Here is a 26,720-nt window from a genome sequence, read left to right on the forward strand (position 1 = left end):
CTGTTCGTAATTATCTTAGTTCAGCAGGCAGCACCACGTGGTACTGCCTGCTGTTGCTAAAGGATACGGGGTTATTTAGAGTTGGATCTGCATTTAAACAAAATCATTCCGGTTACAACTGCCAATGTTGCCAAAAGAATGAATCCCAAAAGTACAGGGTTGGGGGAATTGGATTCTTGCACGGGTGCATTCTCTTTTGCAGCGGTATCGTCCGATTGGGCGATTGTTTTTTCAGCTTTCGGTGCTGTTTCCGCTTTTTCGGCAACTGCGACCTTGGCTTGTTCCGTTACAGCAGGCTGTTCTGTTTTTTCTGCGGTTTCAACTGCTACTGCTGCTAAGGTGTTATCTTTTCCGCCCGTTTCTGGGTTTACCGCCGTGGTTTGCTCTTTCTGCGGTTCATCTACAGGTGCGGCTTTCTGTGCAGGCGCGGGTTTGCTTACCTTGACTGCACCTTTGATTGCGCTTGCGCTTACCACGTAATCCGAGCAATGGGTAATGCTGAATTCAATCCAACCGTCTTCATCCGCTTTTACCTCTGCTTGGATGAGTTCCAATCTGCCCTTTTCAGGGTTGTGGTAGTAAACATACACGGGTTTGCCTGCGTATTTCTCCAGCTGTACACGGATAACCGTTTCGCCTGGGAGGTTTCCCTCGTAGATGAAGTAGAGGTTGGTTGTGTCTGCTTCGCCTGTCAATTTACCGATTGCATCTGCATTTGGCGAATCGGTGCTGATTCTGGTATCAAACCAGATGACACCCGGTATGTTGTTTTCTACTTTCTTGCCGTCAAACGTCCAGCTGTACCAGTCACCGTTGAGGGTGACCGATTTGTCTTTGTTCTTCATCAGCTCATTTAAGAATCCGGTTGCAACTTTGTAGTCGCTGCGCACGCTGATGTCGGTGCCCTTACTGGATGAAGCAAGCTTTTCGCCGAGGTCAGAGGATGGTACCATGTTCGGTTCGACATGCTTTCTGTGCTCGGGTTCGGATGAACCTCCGCTCGGCTTGTCGGAACCGCCCTGTTTCACCAATGCTTTGACAGCAGCTTGCAGTGCTTTCTGTGCGCTTGCAATCTCTTGCTGGGTCGCGTTGTCGTTGTCTGCAACCGCTTGTGCTGTTGCAATCGCTTTGGTTAAGGCATCTCTGCTCGATTGAGTGTACTTGCTGTCTTTCGCCATTTCTTTTGCAGATGCAATGAGTGCAAGTAACGCCTCTTTGCTTGGTTTTTCTGGCTGTACTTCTTCTAAGGCGTTAATGGCATCTTGCAGTGCTTTCTCTGCGTGTGCAATCTGCTCTTCGGTCGCTTTGTCGTTGTCTGCAACCGCTTGCGCTGTTGCAATTGCTTTGGTGAGAGCGTCCCTGCTCGCCTGAGTGTATTTGCTGTCTTTCGCCATTTCTTTTGCCGTTGCAATGAGTGCGAGTAACGCCTCTTTGCTTGGCTGTTCTGTCTGTTCTTCTACAGTCACCTTGATTTTTGCGGTAATGTTATCGTTGTTGATAATTCCCGCCTGCGGTACGAGTGTACCTGCAAAGGTATACTCCCCTGCTTTGCTGCCGTCGTAGCTTTCGGTGTTCCACATAACGGGCACTTCGGTTGTGGTGTCGTCTTCCAGTGTAACGGTGACGGCATCGGGCAAACCGAGCTTGCTGACCTCTGTGCCGAATTTTGCCGTTTTATCTTCGGGGTTAACAGCATTCTTTATCTTTTTGTCTGTTTCGCTTGCTCGTTTTACCGTGAGCTCTGCTGTATTACTGGTAGCCGTTGCGGAGGTGAGGCTGTCCTTGATGTTGGTGACAATGCAGCGGAACTGCTTGCCGCTGTCTTCCAACGTTGTTTTTGCTATTTGATAGGTTGCATCGGTTGCTCCGCTGATGTCTACCCAGTCTGCATCCTGCTCTTTTGCATGCATCTGCCACTGATAGGTGAGGGTTCCGTTATCCTCAGCACTTGCAGTAACGCTGAATACAGCAGAATTGCCTTCTGTTACGGTTTGCGCTGTCGGTTGCTTGTCGATGCTTGGGGTTGCCGATGTGGTTGCGCGCTCTTCCAGTTCTACTTTTACTTTTACCGCTTTGGATGGCATTGTGAAGCGGTATCTCCATGTTCCTTCGGGAACATCTTCGGTAACCTGCGTTACAGGTACATCGGAGGCGGTTTCATCTGCCTCTTTTACCGTAATCGCTTTGAGCTGTTTTCCTGCCTCGATGCTGCTGATATCCACGGTTACAATATCGCTTGGCAAGGCAATCGATTTATCAACAGTAACCGTAGCGGTACCGCCGGCTACTTCAGTGGTGACAGGATAAGTGGTTTGCGTTACCTCTGCGGTAAATTTAGCGTCTGCCCAATCGGCATGGTCTGAACCGTTGCTCTCCAATTCGTCAGCGAACAAACGGATTACTTTTGCATTGGTTACGTCGATCTTGCAGAGTTTCGCATTTCTTTCGGAGGTTGTATCCCCGTTCTTCCCTGCCTTGAGAGGACCGCTTTCGAACTTCTTCACGCCGTCAACATACACCATAAAGTTTACTTTGGCTGCCGTCGAATATCCCATTTCTGCATCGATACCGACTATGGCTTCAAAAGTTCTGTACTTTCTGCCCTCAATATTGATTTCGATATCGGATGTAGCGTGAGAGCCAATACCTTTAGGGTAGGTTTTACGAACACCATTTTCATAAATAGTTATCGCTTGTTCGCCATTACTCTTGTCACGTTGGTTGCTTTCCCAACCGCACACATCCTTCTGCCATGCCATATCACTTGCGTAAATTGCATCTGCTTCTCCAATATGGATGGTATAGGTTCTTGTGATACCTGCAGTTGAGGTTGCGGTGATGGTAGCATCTCCGGGTACTGCTTGTGCCTGTGTGATGGACACTTGAGTATCCGGCAATGTTTTGACAACCTCGACTACAGGCAATTCCGTTGAAATGCCTTTCAACCGATTGTGGCTGTATTCTGTGATATTGGGGACAAAATTATCAACTTGAACGCCATCAACCAAAATTGCGCTGATAGGCATTACGGAATCAATGTTTTTCTTGCTTTCCTGCATTTTATCCGTTGTATTGGTAAGCGGAGAAATGCGGAATGAGTGGCTGTAGCTCTTGTTGCCGTTGAGGATGTATTTACTTAGCGGACCCGGGCCACAGCTTGCATTACCCAAGCCTCTTTGTGCGTAGTCCACGGTTAAAATGGTATCATCGAGTACGGGGACTTCGTACGGATGTTTGTAAGCTGCCAAATCCTCGGCTTTGTAGTGCAAAGCACTGGTTTCCATCACATCGTCTGCAATTACAAGAATGCCTTCGCCCTTGTTGTTTGTCAGGGATGTCCATCTTACGTCGGTTCTGTTGCCGTTCTCTTGCGGTTTAATGTACTTCGACTCAAACATGTCTGCAACGGTATTTTTATAATCACCCAGTTTTGCGCCTGTATTTCTGTCGATGTAGTTCTCTTGCGGGCCTCTGCCGTAGTATTCTACGTTTTCAAAGCCCTTGGCAACGGTCATTTTCATACCCACTCTTGCTAAGTTTGAGATGGATTTCGCAACAAAGTTGTTTTTTACAACAATGTCACCGCTGCTGTAAATTAAATATTCAATTGTATTTTCGGATTGCTGTGCGCTTGGCAGAATACCCGAAACTAAAATGGAAATCATCTTGTTTGATTTTTCAACCAAAATGCCGTTTTCTTTTACCGTAAAGTCTCTATCGGCATTTTTGAGGTTTTCGGGGAAGCCGGGGTCGTTGCTGATTTTTGCTCTCCAGTAATTCGGAACAGGCCCCTGTTTGAGCACTTCGGTACCGTCCACCGTATAACTGTCGATATAACCGGTGTTTTTATTAAACACAACGGTGAAATCTTTGTTTGCGATTGTTTTACCGTTGATGGTGATGGAAGTATCCGTATCATTCACCGCGGTAAACTCCGCCAATGCAGAAACATCCAGCACAGGCTGCGGGGTTTGCGGTTCAAAATGGAGAGGAATTTGCTCAAATGCAACTTCGTACCCTCCATCTGCCCACTTTTCATCTTTTTTTAGGCTTGCGCTGAATTCAAGAATATAATCGGAGCCTGCCTTAGCTGTAATTGCATCCAGACCGAGCTCGATTGTTTTTTCGTTCAAAGGCTCTACATTCAGCGAGTCTAATCTGCCCTGCTGCAAAACTTTGTCATCCTCCAGCAGCTTCCAGGTGATATCGTACTTGCTGAGATTGGTTGCCAAAAACTCGTTTACAATGCGTATTTTACCGTCTTTTGCCTCACCGTCATCGTAGAACGATATCTCTTGATGCACTTTTTTTACTTCGTAAAGCTCGGGCTGAGGTGTTCTGTCTGCAAACATCAAACCGTTTGCACAGAAGTCGTTGTCGGTCACCTTTTCGCCCCAGTCACCGCCGTAGGCAAAATAATTGCCCTCGGGGTAGTTGGTGCTTTCACCTACCGCTTCATCATGAGCAAAATCCATTGCATAAACAATGCTCGCATCATCCGAGGGGATGCTGTGCGATTTTGCCTCTTCGGCGGTGAGAACGCGGTTGTATACTCTGACGCTGTCAATCAAACCGTCAAAGTTTCTGCCCATTCCCGGTGTATAGCCGATACCGATGGGCTCATCCACCTCTGCATCGTAGATGCCCTGGTTGCGGTTGCTTTCGCCAAGCAGTACGCCGTCAAAATACAGCTTATACTTGCCGTCGCCGCAGGTTGCCACCACATGGTGCCAGTCTCCGTTGGTAAAGTCGGCAGGCACGTCTGTCATCAGTGTTTGAGTGTAGCCATCTACAAAGAACTCCATCTTGTCCGAAACACCGTTGTATTTCAACGTGTATCCGCTATCGCCTTTGGATAAAATGGTGCTGTCCGCTGTTTTACCGGATGGCTTTACCCAAGCTTCCAGCGTAATGGCATTTGATTTTGCCTTGTGTTCTTCTTTTGCGGGCAAGATGTACTGCCCCTGCAGGGCAAGTGTGCCGTTTCTGCCCTCCACCAATTTGCCGTTTACGGTGCCGGTGGTATTGGTTTTTTTATCGGTTACGGTGTATTGTACCGTATTTACGATTGGCATCTGCACAGACTGATCCATCCAGTCCCAGATGAAACCGCCCTGTGCATTGGGATAGCTGCGGAATACGTCCCAATACTCTTTAAAGTTACCCAATGCGTTGCCCATAGAGTGCGCATACTCCGATTGAATGTACGGGGCTTTGTTGGATGTATTTTTTACGTGACCTTCTACACCGTCAACTCCCCAGTACTGCGAGCTGTACACGTCCACCATAGAATGGGCACGGTCGCCAATGATGGTTGCAGACTCGTCTACGGTACCCTGCGTATAACGGTTGTCCCTTTCGTATTTGCGGATACGGGAAGGGTCTCTGCCGAGAATCCACTGTGTGGATACAAAGAAACAGTAATTGTCATTCATGGTATAGGTGCGGTAAGTAGCCTCATTGCCCAGCGACCAGATTATAACACTGGGGTGGTTTTTATCGCGCTCTACCATATTAATAGTACGGTCTAATACCGAGTTTTTCCACACAGGATATCCCGAAGGAATATTGGAGCCGGTTGCACCCTCGTGCGACTCGATATTTGCTTCGTCACAGATGTAAATACCAAGTTCATCCGCCAGTTCGTATGTATAAGGATGTACAGGATAGTGTGAAGTTCGCAGCGCGTTTACATTGAACTTTTTCATCGTCTTGATATCCGTGAGGATATCATCATGTGTAATTGCTCTGCCTCTTTCATGGTCGGTTTCATGGCGGTTGGTGCCGCGGAACATAATCTTTTTGCCGTTGATTGTGATTTGCTCCTGTCCTGCATCGTTGATGGCTTTTTTGCCGATTTCACGGAAGCCGATTCTCTGGCAAGCAGTTTCAACTACATTGCCGTTTGCATCTTTCAGCTCAAGCAGCAGTTTATACAGGTTGGGGCTGTCGGCAAACCACAAGTTGGGTGCGGTTACTTCTTTTGAACCGCTCATACGCACACCGCGGTCGCCCTGTTGGTAAGCATCTTCTGCAATAGCTGCTCCGTTTGCCAGCGTAAATTTGCTGCCTACCGGTTCGCCCTCTATGGTGTAAAGCGAGGCATCCACTGTGTAACCGTCTGCCGATACCTCTTTGTTAAGCGAGCGAACATCTACAGATAGGTTCAGTGTAGCATCTCTGTAGTTATCGTCCAAATCTGTTGATGTAAAAAAGTCTCTGATTTCCACATCTGCTTTGGAATACAGGAACACATCTCTGAAAATACCGCTGAGACGGATAAAATCCTGATTTTCAAGAAAACTGCCTGTAGACCAGCGGTATACCTCAACCGCGATGGTGTGTTCTGTTTTTTCTTTATCCAGATACGGAGTGATATTAAAATCATCCGCCGTATAGCTGTCTTCAGCATAGCCTACCTTTTTGCCGTCGATGTAAAGGTAAAAGGCAGATTCCACGCCTTGAAAGGACACAAAAATGTTGCGGTTCTTCCAAGTGTCAGGCAAAGTAAAGGTTCTTTTGTAATGCCCTACCGGATTATAAACGGTGGGCGCCGTAACCTTTTCGCCCAAACTAACGCTTTCGTAGTTTCTCCATGGGTATTTTTGATTGACATAGATGGGCATATCGTATTTTGGAATGCCTTTTTCATCTTTGATGGTCTGCCACGAACTGGGTACGGGGATGGTATCCCAACCGGCGGTATCCCAATTTTCTGTGTTGTGGCGGGTGGCTGCATCGCCCGTCGACGGCTGAAGCCGATCGCTCATCGCCTTGGATATTTTAAACTTCCAAGCGCTATCACTATTGAGTGTTTGGTAATAGCTTGATTTTGTAGGGTCTTTGGTCAAAGCCGATGTCTCATTCTCCAGTGCAATGTCCCTATTTTGATAAGGGATAAAACTTGCATGCGCGGGTTCTCTGTTCTGCTGAACAACCGCAATTTGGTCGTACCATTCTTCCCCCGCATATACAGGGTTTGCAAACGGTTGAATGTTTTCTCCCAAACTTTGTGCGATATACTGCCTGCCTGAATCAGAAAACACATGCTGTGTTTCGTCATCATTCATGTCAGCTGCAAAAACAGGTAATGCTGTCTGCGCTGCCAGCAGCACCGCAAGAAAGCCATTCGTCAATCGTTGATATGCTTTTGTCATGCTCTACTCCTCTTTCTTGTCTTAATCGATGTCAAAAATTGTTGCCCAAACAGTTTATACCCCCTTTTATATAAAATGTACTTACACTATAGCTGCTCTTTGTGGTAATACTCTTCTTGTTTTAATTGCTGACTGAATAAAAGAGCGTTAATAGTGTTGAGTACATAAGATTGATTTTTTAGATTTAATCGGCTTGCCAAAGAGCCGATTTCGGGTGCAGATTTAATTGTGGCTGTTTTATTTTTGTTCACAATTTGTCCTCCTTTGCTTGTTTAATTACACAAACTTTGCCATTTTTGTTTATTTTATTACAATATAGCATCGTATAATGTTTATGTCAATACTTATATACATTGTATTATGTTTGTTAAATGTCGTAATGTGCTAATACAAACATTTACGCCCCAACAATGTTTAATATATTATTTATGCATGTTGGTAGAATTGGTAGAGTTAATAAAAATTAGCTTAAAACTTTATAAATTATTGAGCCGAACAGCCAACTTGGGCTGTTCGGCTCGATTTAAATGACGATATTTTATATAGGCTGTAGTTTGTTTTAATAGGGGCGTTTTGCTTTTATCAAGCGGTATAAAAGAAATGCACCAGCAGCCAACCCACCGCCGAGACAGAGAACCAAGATAACCTTAGTTAAAACGGACCAACCGCTGTTTTCTTTTTCTGCATTGCTTTGCAGAGGTTTTTCCGCCTGTTGTACATTTTCTTCGCTTTCTTGAATTGGCTGCTTATCCTCAGTCAACTCTGTTTTGGGATTGTATACCGGTTTTTCATCAGGAAGTATATCAACCTCTTTATCTGCTTGTACATTATGGTTTGCTTTTTGTGCAACTGCTTTTGAGGTTGTGTTTGCAGTTGTGTCATTTTCTTTGGTTTCCGGTTCAATTTCTGCAACGCTGCTTGTATAGGGCGTACGGTTTGAGCGTTTTGACCTGTTGCTTGAACCGCCGGAACCGTTATCAGGTTTCGGGTCGGGTTCTGGGTCAGGTACTATCTTCTTGATTGTGGTAAATTCCGTTTCTTTGGCAAGCGACTCCAAGGTACCCTCTAATGCGGTTACACCTGCTTTATACGTTGTTTGCGGTGTAAGCCCTGTCAGGTCGTAACTCATTGTCTCGGAATTTACAACTCCAACTTGTAAACCGTTGAGATAAATTGCGTATTCGGTAACATGCCCTGCCGATTTTTCCCAATTGACTCGCGCTGCATCACTTGTGATATTATTTATAAATACTGTGTTGGGCTGTGCAATAGCAACGGTGGTAATCTCGATCTCCTCCGAGTCGGTATACAGGTTGGTTACATCTAAAGCACGCACTTTAAAACGGTAACTTCTTCCCGGTAGTAAACCGCGGACATAATGACTGAGTTTTTCACTGTCGGCAATCGGTGTATCTCCACTTATTTTTTTGCCGTCTTTATAAACTTCGTAGCCTGCTATGCCTCGTGCGTCGCTGCACTGCTTCCAATGCAGCCGTACCGTAGTTTTGCTTAAACCCGAAATACTGATGACGGGTTTTGTGGGAGGCAATGTGTCAGGTACCTCAACCAGCTCATCCATGGCAGCTTGTAAAGCTTCGGTTTTTGATAATACATCCTGCTCGGTTACATTAAGGTCGTTCATTATTGTTACTGCATCTGAAACAGCTTGTCTGAAGCTCTCGAAGCTCTCCGGCGAATAATATCCGCTCTTTAGCAGTTCGTTTTCTGCCTTTTGCAGTGTAGTGCCCAATGCAGTTTTATCTATTCCCGGTACAGTGTCGTAAATCTTAAAGCAATCCATTTCCATTTTAATTTTGCCGTTGCGCTCAATCAGCGTCAGCGTTATGGTATGCTCGCCTCGTTCCAGCTCGCGTTTGCTGTAAATCGTTTGCTGTGCATAGCCTTCTTTGGGAATATTGGGCTTTGTTAACTCAACCGTTGCAACATCGGTGCCGTCAATATTAATAATCGTGGAGCCGAAGGTATCATTCAACGGTGTAACAATATCAATGCCGGTGCCCATAAAAGTATAGACGATTTTTGCATCGACCGCGTTTTCGCCTTCTATGAAGTGAATGCTGCCGTTATAATGCTTGCCGTCAGACCATTCCTGCCACTGCTGTCCATTGGGCGAATTGATAAAATGGACACCCTGTTCAAGGTCTTTATTATCTACAATTGTTTCCGTTGTTTGAGTGTCGATATCCAGCATAACGGTAATGTCAATACTGCCGTGGTTGCCGCTACCGTCACGTGACGTTGCTGTTACAGTTACGGTTCCGTTTTTGGTGCCCGCTTTGAGCAACCCGCTTTCACTGATAGAGGCTACCTCTCTGTCACCCTCAAGCGACCAGTTTACACTTTTGTTTTCTGCATCTTCCGGTGCAATCACTGCCTTCATCTGCATGGTTGCATCGGGATTGGTTAAAAGTGTAGCGCCTGTCACTGACGAAACGCTAACAGAATCCACTTTGATATCGCCGCTGTTAAACACCTCAAATGCATCAAATTCAACTTTTTTAGCGTTGGAGCCGTTGTCGCCGTCACCCGTGGATATTAATTTGATTTCGTGCATTCCCAGCGGTAAATCCAGTTTTTCAAATTGCTTTACTCTCTTTTCATCTGCACCCTGCATTGAAAAGGTGCCCAGCTGTACCCCGTCAATCCATACTTCCATTCTGCTATAGTTATTGTTGGTTGGGGTAAATACAGCAACACCTGTTCCGATAAAGGTAAGGGATACGGAATCTCCGCGGTTGCTTTTTTCGATAAATTTAACTGTCCCAAAGTGGTGCGCATTATCGCTCCAGTCTCCCCAATTACCGGTATACTGAAGTCTTTCGTCGCGGTCATCTACAAGACCTGTTTCAGGTTTTTTCAACTCTACATCCTCAGTAAAAGCCGAAGCAGCCCCGCTTTTTAAAGCCCGTACCCTGTAAACTGACATAATATCATCGTGTACGTCTGTATCCTCATATACCGAATCTGCAATTGGGGCCTGTGTCAGCAGGATATAATCCTCCATATCCTCATCCTTACGGTATACCTCATATGTTGCACCGGCTACAGGGCTCCAAGAAATTTTAGCTGTGTTTTGCCCAATGCGGCTCGCCTGTAAGTTTTTAGGTGCATCATCGGGTTTTGGGGCTGTCATTGATATGCTGTATGTTTTGCCCGCCTGTGTATCAAATGATATTTTGGTTTCGTCTATAGCGGTTACTTTTACAGGCTCACCGTCGCATGTCACTGCCACACCTTTGCTAAACTGATTGTATTTTAGAGTGCACTTTCCACCTTTTTTGGATAATAAACTCATGTTATCTATTATTTTATCGGACCAGTTGATAGCAACTTCGAAGTTGCCGCGCACTACAAGCCCTTTTACACTTCCATTTGCCCAAACATCCGGGATGGCGGGCAACGGCTGAATATACCCCAAGTTGGATTGTACAAGCATCTCTGCTACGCCTGCCGTATAGCCAAAGTTTCCGTCGATTTGGAAAGGGGGATGTGTATCAAATAGGTTTTCGTAGATACTGTTGTTAAAAAGATTACGGATTAACTTGTGTGTCCTGTTACCGTCTTGCATACGTGCCCATGCCGAAATTCTCTGTGCCATTGCCCAGCCTGTGGATACATCTTTGCGTAAGTTAAGAGATACTTCTGCTGCTTTCAACAGTTCGGGGGTTTCCACGCTCACACTATCGCCCGGGTACAGCCCCAAAAGATGAGAAATATGCCTGTGGGTTCTTTCACCGCCCATGCTGCCAACAGCTGTTTCGTCAAACCATTCTTTGAGCTGCCCGTCTGTGCCGATTTCTTCTGTGCGTAGGTTATCCGCAATATTGCGCCACTGCGCCCGCAATTTTTCATCAACATCAAGTATTTCCGAAGCAGTGATGGTATCTTCGAGTAATTGTTTTACAAGAACATGCTCGTACACATTACCCAGCGTAAGCGGGCCGTGTTCTGGTGAATATGCAGGAGCAGAATAATATTTACCGTCTTGGGGGTTTAAAATGAGATACTGTTGATAAAACCTTGCTTGTTCTCTCATAATAGGGTATATTGTTGAACGCAGATAGGCTTGGTCTTGTACATATTCGTAATGCTCCCATACGTTTTGAAGGATCCAGGGAACAGCCGCGGGAGACCATCCCCAGTCAAAATCCCAGCCTGGGCAAGTCCAGCCGAACGGGGTATTTTGCGTATTTGCGGTAAACCCGTTTGCGGGGTTTTCATCGGTACTCGTTATTCCCATATAGGTTTTGGCGGTTATGCGCCCCGGTACACGCAGCGATTCCACATAATTGATGAGCGGAGTGGCGCATTCTGCCAAGTTGGTGCTGTAGACAGGCCAATAATTCATTTGCAGGTTGACATTAATATGATAATCACTGGACCACTGCGGGTTATTGCTGTCATTCCAAACGCCCTGCAGGTTGGATGGAAGCGAACCGTCTCTTGAAGAACCGATTGTCATGTACCGTCCGTACTGAAACAGAAGAACTTCCAGTTCACGCGATGTTTTCCCCGCTTTGTATTCATCCAATAGTTTTTTTGTTGTCTTGCCCGAATGCTCATTGCCAAGATTCAACGATACCCGCCCGAACAGCCCTTGATAATCCGATAAATGGTTTTCATAAAGTTCTTCGTATTCTTTTGCAGCAGCTTCCGTTATATGTTTTTCTACCGGTGTGTGCGGGTCGATACCGCTGCGGTAAGTCGGATAGTTATTTTCGTAATCCGTTGCAGCGGACATTAATATCACAACCTCGTTTGCACCTGTCACCGTCAGCTTGCTCCCGCTTACTTTCATCATTCCCCCGATGGGAATAACCTTCATTTGTGCTTCATAACGCAGCTGATTGTCCGATAGTCGCCCTTTTACAGTTACGGTATCACCTATTGCAGAGACGTTTGCGCCGTTCTGCGCAGAGGAGACTCCAATATCCATATTGAGTGCGCCTTCTTGGCTGGCTCTTTGCCGTATAACCATGACATGGTCAGGATAACTCATAAAATACTCGCGGATATAACCTACGTTTTTGTATTCAAATGAGGTAGAGGCTGTACCAGTGTTCAGCTCCAAATCACGAGCATAGCTTTGCACCTGAGATGCATCGAATGCTTCCCCATCAAATTTATGTGTGATATTTATCCAACCAAAATTTTGGTATGCTCCGTAGCCCGAACTGATGCCGGTTAACTGGTTGCGCATAGCGGCAGCGGCGCTTTGGTCGCCCTTAAGCAAATAAGATTGTATTTTTTTAAGTGCTTTGGATAGGTCTCCGTCTTTATTTCCACCTTTATAGTCAGGTCGGCTTGTGCTTGGGCCGCCGGTCCAAAGGGTTTTTTCGTTAAATTGTATGGTTTCGTCTTTTATCTGCCCCGCTAACATGGCACCCATATAACCATTGCCGATGGGTAAACAGGTTGTTTGCCATGTTTTGTTTGGGGTGACTTCAGTCGGTGTGTCATACCACAATCTGAGGTCACTCGCGGCGCGCTCCGCCTGAAAATTTGCAAACGAAGAGACAGCAGATGCCAAAGTAGGAAAAGAAAACACGGGAAAGATAAGTGCAAAAACCAATACTAATGAATACAGCTTTTTTAATAACTTGCTTTTCATGTTGGCAGTACCAATTTTACTCGTCAGAACCATTTTAAATTCCTCCAATAAATATTTGATAATTCATATGATTTAAAAAGCCTGACAGTGAAAACAAAAGCTGAATGATTACATAATTATAAGAGAATATTATTTAATGTATGGCAGATCAAAATTATCTTTGAAAGGAGATGAAAATTTTGCCTGTCAGCTCAATACAATCATTTGCAATTTTCTTTTTTATCTTTCTGTAAAAAGGAAATTGCAAGTTTTTTTGTTTGGTATGTGCATTCTTGTTCTCTGTTTTTAGGGGACACTGTGAAAATTTTCTGTCCGCTGTTAATCAGCATAGGAAAGATTGCATTTATAAGGTTGAAATTTTTGATGCCTTTTTCAAAGATTTGATTAGAACGTCTGTTCAATTTTTGTTCACAATTTGTCCTCCTTTGCTTGTTTAATTACACAAAATACGAATTTTTTGTTTATTTTATTACAATATAGCATCGTATAATGTTTATGTCAATACTAACATGTAATACATTTTGCTTGTTAGATGTCGTAATGCATTGACACAAACATTGGTGTTTGTTACTATATTAATTTAAGGAGGTGAAAAGATCATGACGTTTTCTGAAAAGTTGAAACTCATAAGAAAAGCAAACAATTTAACGCAAGCCGACTTTGCAAATTACATCGGAATATCCAGAGGCAATTTGGCAAATATTGAACTTGGTAACGTTCAGCCAACGCAAGTTTTTATCAACTGCGTTTCGCTGATGTTTAACATTGATAAAAACTGGCTATTAGACGATAACAACAATGATTTAAGTGCTTTAAACGGGTCGACTAACATGCTTTCGCTGATTATGGAAAAATACGAACAGCTTGATGATAAATACAAAAAGTTTGTAGAAACTCAGATAAACCAGCTGTTGGAAATGCAAGGCGATCATCGGGAAGAATAACAGTTAGAACTGAATACTTTACGTCACAGAATCCTTATAATCTACTTTTTTCTTTTGTTGTTTTATACATTTCAGAAATATAAGCAATTCAGTCTCAAACTATGCTGCAAAAATTTAAAATAAAAAAGACTGTTTATCGGGATAACCGATATCAGCCTTTAGAATTTTCACCTATAAAACAACCCTTTCAAGCATGTGCCTGAAAGGGTTGTTCTTATTACATTGTTTATTTTCTGTTTTTTGGTATCAATTCACCGTAACGTTATATTGTGTTAAATCTCTAAATAACCTTCAAATTATCTCCTGGTTTGCAAACCGCAGACATGCTTTCGGCTTTCATTCCCTATTTTATTACCCTATTGGCAACAGCCCGCGCTGTAAAATATGCAAACATCTGAGAAGCTGCCCATACAACAAAAAACTGAACCGCCCCGTTTTTTAATATGGGTATTTGAAACACCGTTAACGCAGCAAGCAGCAACCCGTAAAAAAGCAGATGAGCCTCATACAACTTGGTGCTGTACAACCTTAAAAGGTTGCTGTTAAACTTTATTTTATAGGGCATTTTCAACAGGGTCAAAAACAGAAAAACAGTTGCCGGCACAAGAAAAACGGTCATATTGTAATCAACGGCTATTTGAAAACGGCGCAGAAAATAAATTTCCCCGCAGCCCGCCACAAGAGTTGCAACAAGCCAGACATAAGCCTTTTTCATCGTTTGCAGGCGTGTTCTCTTTGCAATTGCCACTCCAATTAAAACGAAAGGAACACCAAAGAACAATCCGTTTCGCGTTGTATAAAAAAGTTCCTGATAAATTTTCATCGTGTCAGAAGCCCATTGGGGCAAAAAACGAAAAACGCCGTAATAGCCATCGCCAAGCAGCCCGATAAAATACAGGCAAGCTGCCACCAGGCATGTCATTCGAATAGACAAGCGCTTTAATAAAAAATGCAGACAAACAATTGCAACTATCACAGCAGGAAAATACCACAAGTGGAGAAAGCTGCCTTGAACCAGTATATATTGCAGGTATTTTAATACTGCTGCTTTGCTGAATGTATTTGTGGCAATCATCTTGATAAGCTCAACAGGAATATAAACAAGCGACCCAATGAGATAGCTTTTACATAGCTTTTTGATATAATCAATCACTACCGTCCGGTTTTCAATGCCTTTCTGCGCAATAAAATATCCGGTACAGCAAAAGAAAAAGGGTACTGCCAGCCTTGCGATGCCCTGCACAAAGAAAAACACATACAAATTGTCAATCTTTGCGCTGCTTAATACATGGATTGCAATGACACAAACCGAAGCGATATATTTTGCAAAATCAATGCTCTTAAGGTTGCTGCCGATAGTGCTTCACATCCTTTACAGAATCCTTGTTTTGCACCTGTCTTACAATCCATATCAAAATCAGAAAAATGCCACAGAATGCGATCACTGCGTAAAACCCAATAACTCTGCTCAGCACCATAGCGGAGCCAATAATTCCCGACGGAAAAATCTCTTTGAAGTAAAGTAAGAAAGCACTTTCTCCAATTCCGGCGCCACCGGGGAACGGAAGTGCCGCACAAGAAACATAAAGCATCGACTGTAAAGCAAGCATTTCAAAAAATGATGCCTGTGACAGCCCAAAAGCCTTATAAATCCAAAACGGCGCGGAGTGCATGGCAATGATACGAAGCAGCATAATCAGCGAATTCAGCAGGTATGTCCACTTATTTTGTTTTAAAATTTTTGCACCGGCTTGATACTGCTGTACACCTTGCAGTGCTTTGCTTTGAAAGTTTGCGCCTTTGTCTTTTCGAAAAATACCTACAATTCTTGTTGCAAAAGATACCAATGTATAGCTGAATCTTTTTGAAAACATAGCCGTAAAAGTTAATGCAAGCAAAACAATATTCAGTATCAGACCGAGCCAAAGAACAGGAATAAAGTTGCCCAGTGAACGATGAATAACAGAAAAGCACATACTATAACCCAAGATGCCCAACCCCGTGATAACAGCTTGGTAAGCGCCCAAATCCATAAGAAGAGTCAAGGTTCCTTTGGATGCCGGAATACGGTCTTTGCACATCAAGTAAAGCTGCATAGGCTGGCCGCCTGTTGCAGCCGGTGTAATTCCGCTGAAAAAATTGCCTGCAAAAGCATAGGTTAGGCACTTAAAATAGCCCTTATCTTCCCCTAGAAGGCGCAGATTGCGCTTGATATTAAAGGCTTCTGCGCAAACCATAAATGCTGCGGTTAATAGCCCAAAAACCAAGTATTGAATTTGTATTTTAGAAAGGACTGCACCTAATTGCCTCAACGAAACCTTTGAAAAAACCATGCGGTAGGTAAAGTATATAACAAGGGCAAAAATGCCTCCGTTAAACAGTATTTTCTTAGTATAGGCAATCCACTGTTTCAAAAGTATAGCCCTCCTCTTTCCATTTCGGAATCATGTCTGCCAGCGCTTGAATGGTTTTGAGTGGAGCTTCGTTTTTTCCTCTGCCGTCGTGTAAACATATCACGGCATTTCCATGCACCTTTTTGGTAAGCTTATCGCACAAAATTTCCGCTGTTGTATTTGCCTGCCAATCTTGTACGATTACATTCCAAAGCACGGTTTTTAGTTGATAAGCTTTGCATAGATACAACCCCAAAGGTCTGGCATGTCCCCAAGGCGGCCTGTAATAGGCAACCTCTATTCCCATATCGTCAAAGATTTTCATACTCTTTTCAAAATCTTGTATTAACTGGTGCGGCAGCTGTAAAATCTGATTGCGGTGGTTATAGGAATGAAACCCCACCAGGTGCCCGTCCTTTTTCATGCGCTGCAGCAGCTGTGGATATTCTTTTGCGGATGAGGCAAGTATAAAAAAAGAGGCTTTGATATTGTTTTTTTTCAGCAAATCCAACAGCATCGGCGTGTAAACAGGGTTTACACCGTCGTCAAAGGTAAGGTACAGTGTTTGCGAAGAACGAGGCAGCCTTTTGAATGGATTGGATGCTCTGAGCCATCCCGTAGTGAGTATGCCAAGCAAAAGATAGAGAAATACTGCGCAGAAAGGCAATACAATACAAATTCTAAATAGCATGTTCAATAACATATTGCTCCTCCCCTTGCTGAGCCTGAAGTTCTTGCTTTATTTTTTTCATGTTCAATTGATAGCTATGGCGTTCATCGCCATCTTTTAATAAATTCACAACACAGGCTCCTGCCGACTCTCCCGACCGAACAACGGCACCAATCCCCTGCTTTTGGATGAACTCTGCGTTATCGAGTTCGTGCTTATAGGACGGAAAAACTGCAACACACGGGGTTTCTGCATAGATGCTTTCAAACAGTGACACACCGCCCGGTTTCGAAACCAGTAAATCCGACTCTGCAAGGTAACGAGAAACTTCATTGGTAAAACCAAGCACGGTAACAAACGGATATTTACGCTCCAGTTTTCGGTACAAGCTGCGGTTATTGCCCGCGATTACCGTAATGTTTATTTCAGGGTATTCACACAGTTCATCCAGAAGCTTATCCACCCATGGCAGAATACCAAGTCCGCCGCCCATGATGAGTATTTTATTCGATGACTTTGGTTTGTGGTTAATCTCGCGAAAAACTTTTTTTACAGGGATGCCGTGGATATGAATTTTTTCTTTTGCAACTCCCATCTGAATCAGCTTTTGCGCTACATCCTGTGTTGCTGCAAAATACCCCTGCACGTGGGGGGCAATCCAGCCTGTGTGAACACCCAAATCGGTGATACATACATAAATAGGCACAGGCAAAGGGCCAAGCATTCGTGCACAAGCCGACCATGTGGTAAGGATTACATCAGGCTGTATTTCTTTAAATGCTTTTTGAACCTGCTGCGATTGATTGCGTTCTTTTTTAGGATTTCGGCCAAACTCGTTTAAGAAATTGTAAATGACCGAATGTCTGCAAATAATATGGTTAAATACACCGTAAATCCAACTTGAAAAAAAGGGGTATAACAGCTCCATAATATCGCTGACAATCACTTCGTACCCTCGTGCTTTATATTCTTCTTCTATTGCTTTTGCGGCTGAAAAATGGCCCTGCCCAAACCGCGCCGTTACAATCCATACTTTCATTTTCAATCTCCTATGCTGCGCAGTAATTTCCGATTTCTCCCTTGTAAACAACTTGTCCGGCACCCAAAGATAAAAAGTCGTGCGGGCGAACCAAGCTTTCATCCTTATCAAACAAATGAACGCCTGCTTGTTGCAGAAGTTCAGCAACAAATTGAGAGCAAAAATATTTGTTTTTCCGCTTGACGGGAATACCCAAATAGCAATACGCTAAACCAAGCAAGCTGTATTTATATTGGCCGCCTTGCTGCTTAAACTGTGCAAGGCATTCGCTTGTTTGCTGCCACTGTGCTTCTGTCACCGGTATTTGCAGTACTGCAACGTAAGAACCTTTGTGTTTGGCAAAAAATCCATCGCTTTTGCTTTCTCTTACAAAACCGGCACGGAATACATTATGAAGCTCTTTGCGTCCAAAAGAAAAGATATTTTCAAGGCTTTCATCCAATGAAATAGAGCAATGATTATAGCTTACTCCCAGCTTTTTTTGAATCAGCTTTCCTAACGCAGTGTCTGTTTTGGAAATAACAATATAAATAAATTTTTTGTCATAATTTGACATTTTTAATTCTCCTTGTTTACACTTTGAAAAATACATCACACGGATTTTATGTTTTTAGATTATAACAATAGTCTTAAGGCAATGTTTTTTGAAACTTAAGATTTCTTAAGGTAATACAAAGACTAATAAAAGATCTATCACTTAATATAACGAGCGAATCTAAAAAATTACCTCAAAACTAATATAAGGATAGTCAATTAAAAAATTGCATGATAAAATAAAAAAATGAGGGGGAATGCAGAATGGATTACACGATCTTGGTAGCTGAAGATGATAAAGATATTTTGAGCTTGGTAAAACTGTATTTGGAAAGCAGCGGCTATAGGGTGCTTGCAGCGCAAGATGGCGAGCAAGCATGGGAACTGGTGCAAGCCGAAAAAATTGACCTTGCCGTTTTGGATGTTATGATGCCGAAAATGGATGGGTTTGCCTTAACGCAGAAAATACGCGAAACATATAATATGCCCATTTTACTGTTAACGGCAAAAATTGAAGATACCGACAAGATTTTAGGCCTTAACTTAGGTGCCGACGATTATATGACCAAGCCTTTTAACCCCCTTGAAGTTGTGGCGAGGGTAGGTGCAAACCTGCGCCGATTTTATAAGCTGAACAGTACCCAATGTGTAGAAAAAGAGCCTGTACTTTTAACCTTGGGTGAACTGGAACTCGATACCGAAAAATTGATTTTGCGAAAAAACGGTACAGAAATTGTTATTACACCAAATGAATATAAGCTGCTTGCCTTTATGATGAAATCGCCCGGGCGCGTTTATACCAAATCGCAGCTTTGCGAGGCGGTAAACGGTGAATATTACGATAATTACGAAAATGCAATCATGGTGCATATTTCGCATTTGCGCGATAAAATCGAGGACGACCCACGAAATTCTTGCTATATCAAAAATGTGAGGGGGTTAGGCTATAAAATTGAAGAAATCAAATAAACGGGGCAGTATATTTACACTGCTTTTGGGCAATTACATCCTCTTTACATTTATCTTGGCAGCAATTTTAACTACCCTGCTCATTTTTTATGTTTTGCGCACGGTGGGGATTATAGAAAATATTGATACCACCCAAATTATGAATTATGGTCGTACGCTGGAGGAAAAACGGTTTCAGGAGTTCCCGTCAGAACGGCTGTTGGGTGCTAAGGGCTTTATTCTGGTGCTGGATCAACAGCAGAATATTGTGTATCAAAGTACCCATGAATATGAATTACCCACTTTCAGTGCGGACGATATAGCATGCATTCCTCAATACAGCACTACACCCGAAATTACGGTGCGCAACTTAACCAATGCGCAAGGGCAGCGCCAGATAGCTGTTACTGTACAGGAAAACCAAAGCGACACCGTGGCATTTCGTGAGTACATTTTGGATGAAAACAAACGGTTGATTTACAAATCGGATAATTTGCCTATGGATACACTGACTGAAGTGCAGTATAAGCTGCTAACCAATGATTTTTCACCGGAATACAGCTTGCTGAAACACCAGTTTCAAGCAGATGACGGTGCTTCTTACACCATGCTGCTGTTCGGCGACAGAAATGTTATGCTGACAGCGGTAGGGCGTGCATGGAGTTCCTTTTTCATCCTGTTGGCGCTTGCCTACGGCACGATGGTATTTTTTTTCATCCTCTGGCTCAACCGCAGAATCAAAAAACCTCTGCACTTGCTTTGCCAAGAACTCAACAGCTTTGAAAGCGGTAAATCGCATCAGGCAACCTATCAAGGCCCCCGAGAATTTGTAGAAATATTTGATAGTTTTAACGACATGTCGCAAAGGTTGCAGCGCAGTGAGGAAGAACGACAGCATCTCGAAAGGGCCAAACAGAAAATGCTTGCAGATATCTCTCACGATCTAAAAACGCCTATCACGGTTATACAAGGGTATGCCAAAGCTCTGTGCGACGGCGTTATTCCGCCCGATGAGCAAACACAATATTTGCAAATAATTGAACAAAAAGCAACGGGACTCAATGAACTAATCAACACCTTTTACCAATACAGTAAGATGGAACACCCCGATTATTCCCTAACCCTTGCGCCTTATGACATTTGCAATTACCTGCGCGACTTTGTGGCAGACCGGTATGCCGGGTTGGAACTGACAGGGTTTTTGCTTGAGGTGGATATTCCGGAACAGCACATCATTTGCAACATTGATACCGTTCAGCTGGGGCGTGCCTTTGATAATATTGTAAACAATTCGGTTAAACATAACCCTAAGGGCACAACACTGTATTTTTCGCTTCAACCTCGTAGAAACTGCGTTCGAATTTTGTTGGCGGATAATGGTATCGGCATCCCTGACGAAATACAACAGATGATTTTTGAGCCTTTTGTGGTGGGAGAAGAGTCTCGATGCAGTCACGGCTCGGGCTTGGGGCTTTCGATAGCGAAAAAGATTGTAGAGGCGCACCATGGTACCATCCAACTGTTAAAACCTTATTCGCATTACAGTACGGTTTATAAAATTTTGCTGCCAATTAAATAAAATAAGTAAAACCCGCCGATTGTTCGGCGGGTTTTACTATCTTAAGAGATCTTAAGATTATAAACATTCTTGCTTAAGAATGGCATTGTAAACTGCAAATAAGATAGCAGACAGGAGGAACAAAATCGTGTTAGAAATGATTGTTTATTTGATTTTTAGTATTGTGTTTGGTGCAGTCGCATGTTTTTGGGGAAGAAAATTTTATTTCCCCATCATGATGTTAGGTGCATTTGTTTTGAGCGTGATGTTTTGCCTTGGGCAGTTCGGCTTTAACTGGAAAGGCGCAATACTTGGAGTTGCCAGTGGTGTTATTCTAGCATTGCTGGCACGTTTCGTGTATAAAGCAGGCTTATTTATCCTTGGTGCCTTTGGCGGAGTAATGCTCGGTATGTTTATTATCAATCTTTTGCCAAAATCGATGGGCGATATAAAATGGGTCGTTACTGCAATCTGTGCGCTTGTTTTGGGAATTTGTGCTGTAAAATGGTGCGATGTGTTTATCATGCTGGGTACTTCTTTTCAGGGGGCGGCTTCAGTTGCCAGCAGCGGTTGTTTTCTGCTTCTCAACATCGGGCAACTGAAGCAGTTCGTTTATGCAGACGGCATGTTTTCTACCCTTGCACATTTGCAGGACTATTTAGAACACGATTTGATGGCTCAGAACCCCGCATTGTTGATTTCTGCGCTGTTTATTTTAACCGTTCTAGGCTTTTTATTTCAACTATCGCAGGCGCAAAAAGAAGATTGAGATTTGCAATATACAAATTTAGTGCGTGTACTTTATAGCTGAAAACCCCGCCGTACAAACTATACAGCGGGGCTTAATCGTTCCTCGACGGAGTAAGCGGGATGGAGGGGTGACGGAACTACTTATAGTGAGGGTTTGGTTGGGAGTTTCCTCTCCCCCCATCGCTTATCCGCGAGGCAACAAAAAAGTGTTGTATGGAGTTTACCCATACAACACCAGTAATCAAGTGCAAATTTGCAAATACGCTTTACAAAACTGGTTCGTTCGACGTATAATAGATATGCAAACGTGCGGCTTTTATGCCGTTGTGTATGGAGCCCTGAACTCCGTATACAGGGTACAGGGTGTTGCGAGCACCTTGTACCTGCTTTGCACTTTATGTGCCTCTAAGCCTATTATATGGCGAATATTGTAAAAAAGCAAGCTTAATTAAGATTTTTGTGGAATTTTATAAAACATACTAAATAAGCGAACAGGCGGTACTATGTTGTACCGCCTGTTCGCTTTATATAAAGAAAAGGGATGAAAAGCTTTTTATTATTGAATCTGTCTTGCCTGCTTTAGGGCTATTGGGGTTTGTCGGCAACGGGTGCGGGTTTTGCCAGCGTTACCGCACCTTTAATAGCAGTGGGGCTGATAACGTAATCTGCACCATTGGTGGTAGAAAACTCCATCCAACCGAGTTGGTCTGCTTTTACGTTTGCCTGGATGAGCTCCAGTCTGCCCTTTTCGGGGTTGTGGTAGTAGATATAAACGGGTTTGCCTGCGTATTTCTCCAACTGTACGCGGATAACGGTTTCACCGGGGAGTTTGCCCTCGTAGTTAAAGTGGAGATTGGTTGTATCTGCTTTTTCGGTCAGTTTGCCGATGGCATCTGAGTTCGGTGAATCGGTGGTGATTCTGGTATCGAACCAGATGACACCCGGCATGGTGTTTTCGAGGTTTTTGCCGTCAAAAGTCCAGCTGTACCAGTCGCCGTTAAGAGTAACCGATTTATCTTTGTTCTTCATTAAATCGTTCAAGAATCCGGTTGCAACCTTGTAGTCGCTGCGTACGCTGATGTCGGCACCTTTACTCGAAGAAGCAACCTTTTCGCTGATACCCGAAGAAGTGACCATGTTCGGCTCAACATGTTTTCTTGGTTTTGGGGCAGATGAACTTTCGCCACCCTGTTTCACCAAAGCTTTGAGGGCATCTTGCAGTGCTTTCTGTGCATCTGCAATTTGCTGTTTGGTTGCGTTGGCATTATCTATAACTGCTTGTGCTGTCGCAATGGCTTTGGTCAAAGCATCTCTGCTCTTTTGAGTGTACTTGCTGTCTTTTGCCATCTCTTTTGCGGATTGAAGCAGTTTAAGCAATCCTTCTTTGCTTGGCTGTTCTGGATGTTCTTGCACCAAAGCATCGATGGCATCTTGCAGTGCTTTTTGTGCGTCTGCAATCTCTTGCTGGGTTGCTTTGTCGTTGTCTGCAACTGTTTGCGCTGTTTCAATGGCTTTATTCAGAGCATCTCTGCTCGCTTGGGTGTACTTGCTGTCTTTTGCCATTTCCTTTGCGTTTGCAATCAGTGCGAGTAAAGTATCTTTGCTTGGTTTTTCTGGCTCTTGCTCGTTCACTAAAGCGTCGATGGCATTTTGCAGTGCTTTTTGTGCGTCTGCAATCTCCTGATCGGTTGCCTTGTCGTTGTCTGCAATGGCTTGTGCTGCCTCAATCTCTTTTGTCAAAGCGTCTCTGCTGGCTTGGGTGTACTTGCTGTCTTTCGCTTTTTCTTTTGCAGATTGAATGAGTGCGAGCAAAGTGTCTTTGTTTGGAGTGGGGATGTTTCCATCCTCGACAGTTACCTTGATTTTTACAGTCAGGTTATTGCTATTGACGATACCCGCCTGTGGTTTGAGTGTGCCGTTGAGCGTGTACTCGCCCGCTTTGTTCCCGTCGTATCCGTCGGTGTTCCAAGTAACGGGTACTTCGGCTGTGGTGTCATCATGCAATTTAGCGGTTATTGTTTTGGGCAAATCAAGGTTGCTAACCTCTGTACCGAGTTTTACTTTTTTATCTTCGATATTGAGGACGCTTATAATGTTTTTATTGAAGTCCATGTTTTCTTTTACAATCCCGATAAAGCTTAATACTGGGTCGGCGCCTCCTCTTTTGGATATTTTTACTGAAATAGTATCGGGTTCGTTTAGCGTAAAGCGCAAATCCTGCACCAATCCCTTATCCCACTTTTCCAGAGTAAAATCCTTTTGGGCGAGCTGATTTCCATCGTTGTTTGTTACTGAAATGCGCATATTACGGGTGGTGTCCCACCATTCTTGATAACCCGTAATTACATTATAATCGCCCGAGTCGAGGTAGAATTTGTATTCGATGGGTTGGTTGGATTCTGCCCACCAGCCGATTTCGTACATATTACCACCGTCATGCTTGCCAAAATTCGTACCAAGAGAACCGACATAACCTGCACCGTTTTGTTCACTGTATGCCTGATCTGATTCAGTTCGTTTCATTTTTGGGGCACGATTTAATAAATATTGATGGAACGATGAACTTTGTGTACCGCAGTCAAAGAAATAAACCATTCTTTTATCTGCAATGGTTGCTTTATACTCTAATTTCTTATCAAAATCGGTTAACCTGCCATATACAGTATAATTACCGATATGTACTTTATTTTCATCAATATTATCCCACCTTACCGGTTGGTTCTGATGAATGTTACCGTTAAATTTTACATTTACATTTTGAGGCAGGCTTTGCTTCAAATCACCCAAAGAATCGAACACTTCGGGCATATCTAAAATATTTGCAAGGCCTTTGCCATACAAAACGTCCAAAGTCCAGTCGCTGTAGCGCTTTAGTACAAGGCGGTCGGTCGGGTAAAATTCCACAGGCAGCCATACATAGCGCGATTCACTCAAATCGCCCGCGTTCCATCGGTCGCCCATGTAAATATATTTTCCCGCTTCAGCATCCACAGGGAATACGCAAGTGCTTTGTGTGCGGAAGGTGGTATCCGCTTCAGAGCCCTCGCATGGGTCGCCCATCACATTCCACGGGCCGAATGGGTGGTCTGCCACTGCATACTCTGCACGGTTTGGGTTCCAGCCCGAACAGCCGGAGTTGATGATATAGTATTTATTATTGTATTTAAACATTGCAGGCGCCTCGCGCGAAGCCCCTTTGAATGCGGTAACAAAGTGTTCGCCGTACACTGCTTCATCTCTGTCCACTGCAAGGTCGGTGTAAGTATCGTTTAGTTTGGAGATAAATGTTGTGCGGTTGCCTTGCGAAGAATAGATGATATAAGCCGTTTTGTCATCATCTACGAACAGGTTCATATCGCGAACCGCACCTAAATGATTGCCGTCAAAGCCCTGGTCATCGCTTGCGACATAGTTTAGGTCGTAAGAACCAAGCAACTTAAAGGGCCCCCACGGTTTGTCGGCAATCGCCACGCCTGCGTTTGCTTTGGCATAGTCTGTGTCGGGGTATTGAGGTGTTCTGCCGTCGGCATGGAACCAGATGACATACTTGTTTGTCTTTTCGCTATAAATCATCTTTGGCCGTTCGATGACACATCTGTTTTTGTCCAAATCAATAAAGATTTCTTCCTTTTTCTCTTGGCTGTAATCGCCGTACAGCGCTTTAAAGTACGGGTCTGTTTCAAATTCATCCATACTTTCCATTGGGCGCAATACAACGCCTTCGTCTTTCCAGTTGTAAAGGTCGGTGGATGAGTAAAGATGGATGCCACCCACAGGGCGGTAATCGTAGGTTTTGTCTTCGCCAATCCAGTAATATTTCGTCTCTCCGTCTACGGTCAGCTTTTGAATTTGACCACCGTGTGCCTGAATTGGTTTATTATTCGTGTCATAAAAAGTTGCCCCATTTACACCGGTAAACGAGGTATAATTGATACGTGTCACCAATGCGGTATACGCGTTTTTCAGCGCCCGATATGCCTCAGAAATTGCATGATTATCGGTGCTGTTTTCATTAACCAGCTGCTGGGCAGTTTGCCTTGCAGCAGTAAAAGGCGTAAAGCTGTTGTCGGTATAGTATTTATCTGCTGTTTCAGCATCTATTTGCACCAGTGTATCGCGCAAAAGTTGTATATTTGGTGCAGGCAGAGATTTTACAATAATATAGCTTACAATTGGGTCGGCATATTGGCTGGTGCGGTAGGGGTTATGTACCATAACGTTTAGCTCCCCATCCGTTACAGCGGCGATATACTCACGCTCTACAAGTTCTGCTTCTTTGAGCATCAATGAATCCTGTAAAGTTTCGCCCTCCAACTGTATATTGACGGTTCGTCCGCTCCAAGGATTTTTGAAGCCCACTACAACCTTGTAGCTTTGATTAGGAAGTTCAAATGCGTAGCGCAAACCGCTTTTTTGCTTATCAAATGTTACTGCGTCACTTAAGTACCTACATGTATCTGTAATGCTTTTGGCGTTACTTCCAGTTGCCTTCATGTGCGAATTTGCGTCGGGTGCTGCATAGCCCCACTTTTTTGCGGTTTGGGCATCTGCACCGTATTGCTGGTCAACGTTGGACTGATACTGCCCCATTGTATAGCCGTCGGGCACAACTGATGCATCCGGTGTACCGCAGTTGACAAGATAGTAAACCTCTTCGTTGGCTGTTGGTTCGTTTTGCAGCGTTGCCAATGAGGTTGGAGTTATGCTTGCGGTTGGAGTTGTTTGTATAGGTTTATTGCTGGCATATGCAGGCAAAGAAATTTGCACTGACAACAGTATTGCCAGATAAACCTGTACCGTTCTTCGGAACATCCTTTTCATAAAAATAATCCCCCTTATTATTAGTTATCAACGAAACATATAAACTAACCAAAGAAATTATATACAATATAGACAAAAATGTGTTAGTCTATTTTTTGGATAATTTAGTAATATTTTTTGATTTTGTTCTGTTTGTCAACTGTATTTATTTGGAATTTATATTGTTTTTGGTAATATCTTTTAATTTTAATTGTAAATACTATCCAATAATAGCATAAAAATTTAGTTTTTAAGTATCAGCGTGGCATTAAAGCAATAAAACCCTTGTTTTACA

13 protein-coding genes are annotated in these 26,720 nt (G+C 43.6%); 4 read left to right on the top strand and 9 right to left on the bottom strand.

Annotated features, from left to right (window positions below; all coding sequences use genetic code 11):
- Window positions 1-71: 71 nt before the first annotated feature.
- The 3 genes from EDD70_RS15240 to EDD70_RS13820 form a co-directional block, all read right to left on the bottom strand.
- Window positions 72-7,157, bottom strand: a complete 7,086-nt coding sequence (locus EDD70_RS15240) for a glycoside hydrolase family 2 TIM barrel-domain containing protein (RefSeq protein WP_123811062.1) — start codon at window positions 7,155-7,157, stop codon at window positions 72-74.
- A gap of 86 nt (window positions 7,158-7,243) precedes the next feature.
- A complete protein-coding gene (locus EDD70_RS15015; protein WP_162840940.1) occupies window positions 7,244-7,408 on the bottom strand; it encodes a hypothetical protein in 165 nt (54 codons plus the stop codon).
- Between the two features lie 308 nt (window positions 7,409-7,716).
- Window positions 7,717-12,822 (bottom strand): glycosyl hydrolase family 95 catalytic domain-containing protein, encoded by a 5,106-nt coding sequence (locus EDD70_RS13820; protein WP_092756318.1) that lies wholly within the window; start codon window positions 12,820-12,822, stop codon window positions 7,717-7,719.
- 566 nt (window positions 12,823-13,388) lie between these two features.
- Here EDD70_RS13820 and EDD70_RS13825 point away from each other — a divergent pair.
- Window positions 13,389-13,733 (top strand): helix-turn-helix domain-containing protein, encoded by a 345-nt coding sequence (locus EDD70_RS13825; RefSeq protein ID WP_092756322.1) that lies wholly within the window; start codon window positions 13,389-13,391, stop codon window positions 13,731-13,733.
- Window positions 13,734-14,076: 343 nt separating this feature from the next.
- On the opposite strand, the gene EDD70_RS13830 is transcribed toward EDD70_RS13825, so the two are convergent.
- From EDD70_RS13830 to EDD70_RS13850, 5 genes are read right to left on the bottom strand one after another with little or no spacing between them, the layout of a single operon-like run.
- Complete coding sequence (locus tag EDD70_RS13830; protein WP_341465136.1) at window positions 14,077-15,090, bottom strand: acyltransferase family protein; 1,014 nt, start codon at window positions 15,088-15,090, stop codon at window positions 14,077-14,079.
- Window positions 15,074-16,147 (bottom strand): lysylphosphatidylglycerol synthase transmembrane domain-containing protein, encoded by a 1,074-nt coding sequence (locus EDD70_RS13835; RefSeq protein ID WP_092756326.1) that lies wholly within the window; start codon window positions 16,145-16,147, stop codon window positions 15,074-15,076. Before EDD70_RS13835 ends, EDD70_RS13830 begins: the two co-directional genes overlap by 17 nt.
- Window positions 16,122-16,829 carry a polysaccharide deacetylase family protein gene (locus EDD70_RS13840; protein ID WP_092756328.1) on the bottom strand — a complete coding sequence of 236 codons (708 nt, stop codon included), beginning with the start codon at window positions 16,827-16,829 and terminating at the stop codon, window positions 16,122-16,124. Before EDD70_RS13840 ends, EDD70_RS13835 begins: the two co-directional genes overlap by 26 nt.
- Window positions 16,807-17,835, bottom strand: a complete 1,029-nt coding sequence (locus tag EDD70_RS13845) for an MGDG synthase family glycosyltransferase (RefSeq protein WP_162840941.1) — start codon at window positions 17,833-17,835, stop codon at window positions 16,807-16,809. The genes EDD70_RS13840 and EDD70_RS13845 overlap by 23 nt, the downstream gene beginning before the upstream one ends.
- A gap of 10 nt (window positions 17,836-17,845) precedes the next feature.
- The gene (locus EDD70_RS13850) at window positions 17,846-18,391 is read right to left on the bottom strand and encodes a C40 family peptidase (protein ID WP_092756331.1); all 546 of its coding nucleotides are present in this window, start codon (window positions 18,389-18,391) and stop codon (window positions 17,846-17,848) included.
- Window positions 18,392-18,633: 242 nt separating this feature from the next.
- Here EDD70_RS13850 and EDD70_RS13855 point away from each other — a divergent pair, with 242 nt between their 5' ends.
- The 3 genes from EDD70_RS13855 (at window position 18,634) to EDD70_RS13865 (ending at window position 21,644) form a co-directional block, all read left to right on the top strand.
- Window positions 18,634-19,338 carry a response regulator transcription factor gene (locus EDD70_RS13855; protein ID WP_092756333.1) on the top strand — a complete coding sequence of 235 codons (705 nt, stop codon included), beginning with the start codon at window positions 18,634-18,636 and terminating at the stop codon, window positions 19,336-19,338.
- Window positions 19,322-20,896 carry a sensor histidine kinase gene (locus tag EDD70_RS13860; RefSeq protein WP_092756335.1) on the top strand — a complete coding sequence of 525 codons (1,575 nt, stop codon included), beginning with the start codon at window positions 19,322-19,324 and terminating at the stop codon, window positions 20,894-20,896. The genes EDD70_RS13855 and EDD70_RS13860 overlap by 17 nt, the downstream gene beginning before the upstream one ends.
- Before the next feature lie 136 nt (window positions 20,897-21,032).
- A complete protein-coding gene (locus EDD70_RS13865; protein ID WP_242943190.1) occupies window positions 21,033-21,644 on the top strand; it encodes a TMEM198/TM7SF3 family protein in 612 nt (203 codons plus the stop codon).
- A 566-nt stretch (window positions 21,645-22,210) separates the two neighbouring features.
- Here EDD70_RS13865 and EDD70_RS13870 read toward each other — a convergent pair.
- Window positions 22,211-26,446 (bottom strand): Ig-like domain-containing protein, encoded by a 4,236-nt coding sequence (locus tag EDD70_RS13870; protein WP_092756339.1) that lies wholly within the window; start codon window positions 26,444-26,446, stop codon window positions 22,211-22,213.
- Window positions 26,447-26,720 lie beyond the last annotated feature (274 nt).

The sequence above is a fragment of the Hydrogenoanaerobacterium saccharovorans genome, from assembly GCF_003814745.1.
Taxonomy (GTDB): domain Bacteria; phylum Bacillota; class Clostridia; order Oscillospirales; family Ruminococcaceae; genus Hydrogenoanaerobacterium; species Hydrogenoanaerobacterium saccharovorans.

Coding starts and splice junctions, on each gene's coding strand:
- EDD70_RS15240 (WP_123811062.1), bottom strand. CDS start 7,157: ATGACAAAAGCATATCAACGATTGACGAATGGCTTTCTTGCGGTGCTG.
- EDD70_RS13820 (WP_092756318.1), bottom strand. CDS start 12,822: ATGGTTCTGACGAGTAAAATTGGTACTGCCAACATGAAAAGCAAGTTA.
- EDD70_RS13825 (WP_092756322.1), top strand. CDS start 13,389: ATGACGTTTTCTGAAAAGTTGAAACTCATAAGAAAAGCAAACAATTTA.
- EDD70_RS13840 (WP_092756328.1), bottom strand. CDS start 16,829: ATGTTATTGAACATGCTATTTAGAATTTGTATTGTATTGCCTTTCTGC.
- EDD70_RS13845 (WP_162840941.1), bottom strand. CDS start 17,835: ATGAAAGTATGGATTGTAACGGCGCGGTTTGGGCAGGGCCATTTTTCA.
- EDD70_RS13850 (WP_092756331.1), bottom strand. CDS start 18,391: ATGTCAAATTATGACAAAAAATTTATTTATATTGTTATTTCCAAAACA.
- EDD70_RS13855 (WP_092756333.1), top strand. CDS start 18,634: ATGGATTACACGATCTTGGTAGCTGAAGATGATAAAGATATTTTGAGC.
- EDD70_RS13865 (WP_242943190.1), top strand. CDS start 21,033: ATGATTGTTTATTTGATTTTTAGTATTGTGTTTGGTGCAGTCGCATGT.
- EDD70_RS13870 (WP_092756339.1), bottom strand. CDS start 26,446: ATGAAAAGGATGTTCCGAAGAACGGTACAGGTTTATCTGGCAATACTG.